Below are 3,276 nucleotides of genomic sequence, written 5' to 3' on the forward strand. Positions count from 1 at the left end.
TGTGTTTGGTGCAGACCATTGTTCTGCACTTCCAATCTGAGAATTTCCAATCAGATTGCGTACTATCTCTGGCATGATCTGTCAGCACAAGACTCAGGAATCGAACTAAATCGAGGCCGGGCTCACTTTATGTCTTGACGGCAGGAGGCCTTATATGTGTTAGGTTTTTTCGACAATATTTCTGTATTTGGTAATTTCTTTTTCAACATCTTTTCTTTTTTCTGAAACATATTTTTTGATTACCAATATTTTTTCATCTCTACTTAGCTTTGTCTTTTCATCGAACAGGTTAACACGACTTTTTAATGATACATTACATGTCCTACATGACAAAGCCAAATTCTCATCACTGTCTTTACCACCAGCGTTTTTTGGAATTATATGATCAATATTCCATTCTTTATAACTCTCAACTGAATCTAATAAATACTTACCACAGTACTCACAATGGAACTTTGCACGTATACCAACAAGAATATCTCTTTCACCCCATTTACCAGTTTTCAATAGTTCAGAAAAAATAATATCTTTGTTATTTCTCATACACCCTCATAAGGAATTAACTTGATTAATAGAATTAATAAAATATTCATTATACATACTAATCTTCTAATAAATCTATTACTAATCCCCACTTGTTTCGATTTGAATCATACTTACCTTTCAATTTTTTCCTATTTGGTAAAGGGAATAAATTATCTTTGGTCTGACCACTAGTAATAACTTGCTCAATCATATTCTTTGTAAATACAAATATTTCATTATCTTTATATTTTATAGAGTCTTTTTGGGATATTTTTCCTATATTTCCGATAATAAGTATCGCAATATCAAAATCTAAATTACTAAATCTAAACCCATCACTATCTACAGCTGATCTATATTTTACTTGTATTTTACAAGATCTAGAGTTAACAATATTTTGAGCTAATATATCATAGCCTGGCATATTTCTACTTGCCAAAGCTGTTGGATAACCTAATTCCAACATAATATAACCTTGAACAAATATTTCAGCTCCTTCTGCTCTGATTGAGGAATCACTTTTCTTATCTAATTCCATTTTTTCTCCGCGCCGAAGGCGTCAACCTAACGACGTCTTGAGCGGATTTTTCGGCCTGGGCGATTAGCCCAGGATTGGCATGTGTTTTTGCATCTGCAAAAACCATGACAAAAGAAAAATTCCGTTCGAAGACATTGTTATATTGCCCTAAGTGAAAAACGCTATTGTTTCTTCAATTGCACCGAAACATCCTCGAAGATAATTGAAATCTGCATCCGAAATTTCACCAGCATGTGCATCTACTCGAAACTTATTAATGGCTTTGAGAATGTTGATTAATTCATTTTTATCTTTTTGGAAAATATTTTGGAAGGCGTTCCAATTGTTATCAATAATTGTAATTAAATTATTGAAATAGATATTGTTCTTTTGAGGGTCGAATAAATCTTTATACGATAAAAGCTTTGCTTTTTTCTTATCTGAATCCTTTAAGGCTGAGATGACTTCGTCTATCGCATTTCTTCCAAGGTGAGACTGAAGAGTTTGTCTAACAATGATTCTTAGCTCTTTTTCAAGTGTATTTCTCCGTGTTGAAATTTCATTTAATCTTGCCTCACTACTATTGGTTACCAATCTATACTTGTTCTTTTTTATAAGATACTCTCTAATTTCTTCTATTATAAAATCGTAATTATTATTTACTTTTTCAATTATTCCATAACCCAAAAGATGCTGAATCATCTCTGGCGCTCCATCTGCAAAGGTTCTGAATGTATCCAAATCCTCGAGAGCCAGAAATTCAAGCAGAGAATATTCATCCTCGTATTCTTCTTGAAGCACACCAATTATCATTTCAATGTATTCTGTTTTTTCAGAAAAAAGTTTTTTAGCAATGGAATATGTGGATTTATCAACGTGATAGGGTCTTGCCGGAAACTCACGACAGATTAGGCTACATATTTGTCGTATTAAGAACGGATGACCGCCGTAATCCTCATTTAATTTTGAATAAATTGTCTCTTTGAACGTAATCCCCATAATCCGTCCCAATTTCCTGACCATATCTCGAGTCTGCTGGACATTAAAGCCTGGTACATAGCTGTATGTAATTTGGTTAAATATGGGGTTATCGCTTCCATTAATCCGTGGTTGTTCAATACTGCGAGGATTAGTACCCGCAATCAATAGAGTAAAAAAATCAGTCTTTTGATAGATAGCTCTTATTGTTTGCCAGAAATAGATAAAGTCATCCCCGTCTTTCCAATGAGAAACAGTCGAGGAATCAAAAGTAATACGTTCTATTTCATCAATAATAATTATTAATTTGTTTGCAGACAGGTGTTCAACAATTGATTTTAAATCTTCCTCAAAAAATATCCCCGTATTCTCTATTGAATATTCTTGTTCCTGATGTGTTTCGCAGTCTATATTATTTTGTGATTTTAATTCTCTAATCACAAAATACAGAGCTTTGTTCCAGCGGCGTTGATTAAAACTTGTATTCTGACAGTCAATAAACACTGAAAAAGAATTCACTCGTCGTACTGCACGTGAAACACCAAATACAATAGATGTTTTTCCAGTTCTTCTGAGTCCAAAAATACCGAAATTTTCATTTGATTTATGCCGACTCAGCACATCATTAATTATTTCACTCCGTCCATAAAAATAAAGGTCTTTTTTCAGCGGGCCTTTAAAATCAAATAAGTCACGTGAGTATAAATGTTCACGAAATCTATTGCGGAAAAAATAGGGATCAACCGTTAGATTTTGTATTAATTCTCTATATGTAAATGGGATTATATTTGGAGATTCGGGATCTGCTTTTAATAGGTCGATTATTTTATTTGATATTTGAGGATCCCTACTTATCAGTACAGAACAAATCCTTTCTAGACGGTAATCTTCGACTTTTGAATATATATGTGAGAAAGCATCTATAGTTCTTGGCTGAAAATCTTCATAGTCACTAAATAGACAGATTATTTCGAGTTCAATATTAAATTGCTGAGCAAACTGTGTAGTTGGCTTGAAGAGAAAATATCTATACTTGCTTTGTGTAGAAAGTGAAATTTCTTTACCACCATTAGTTACATATTGCTCCTTCGATAGTAAATCCACGATCTGCCGTTCATCTGTTCTTAAATGAGTCGTAACCACGCTTGGATTTAATCCAGGATACACTTTATCTTTTTCCATTATTATCTCCAATTAATATATAAAATTAATTATATTTGTATGCTATAATTCACATTCTGACAATTCTGAGTCAA

The 3,276-nt window shown here is 33.0% G+C and carries 3 protein-coding genes; all 3 read right to left on the minus strand.

Going from position 1 to position 3,276, the window contains the following annotated elements; all coding sequences use genetic code 11:
• Nucleotides 1–159: 159 nt before the first annotated feature.
• Nucleotides 160–543, minus strand: a complete 384-nt coding sequence (locus ACYQ2L_RS16980) for an HNH endonuclease (RefSeq protein ID WP_460058280.1) — start codon at nt 541–543, stop codon at nt 160–162.
• 58 nt (nt 544–601) lie between these two features.
• A complete protein-coding gene (locus ACYQ2L_RS16985) occupies nt 602–1,063 on the minus strand; it encodes a hypothetical protein (protein WP_460058282.1) in 462 nt (153 codons plus the stop codon).
• 147 nt (nt 1,064–1,210) lie between these two features.
• Complete coding sequence (locus tag ACYQ2L_RS16990; RefSeq protein ID WP_460058284.1) at nt 1,211–3,202, minus strand: hypothetical protein; 1,992 nt, start codon at nt 3,200–3,202, stop codon at nt 1,211–1,213.
• Nucleotides 3,203–3,276: the final 74 nt, after the last annotated feature.

This window comes from Spirochaeta dissipatitropha (assembly GCF_054657935.1).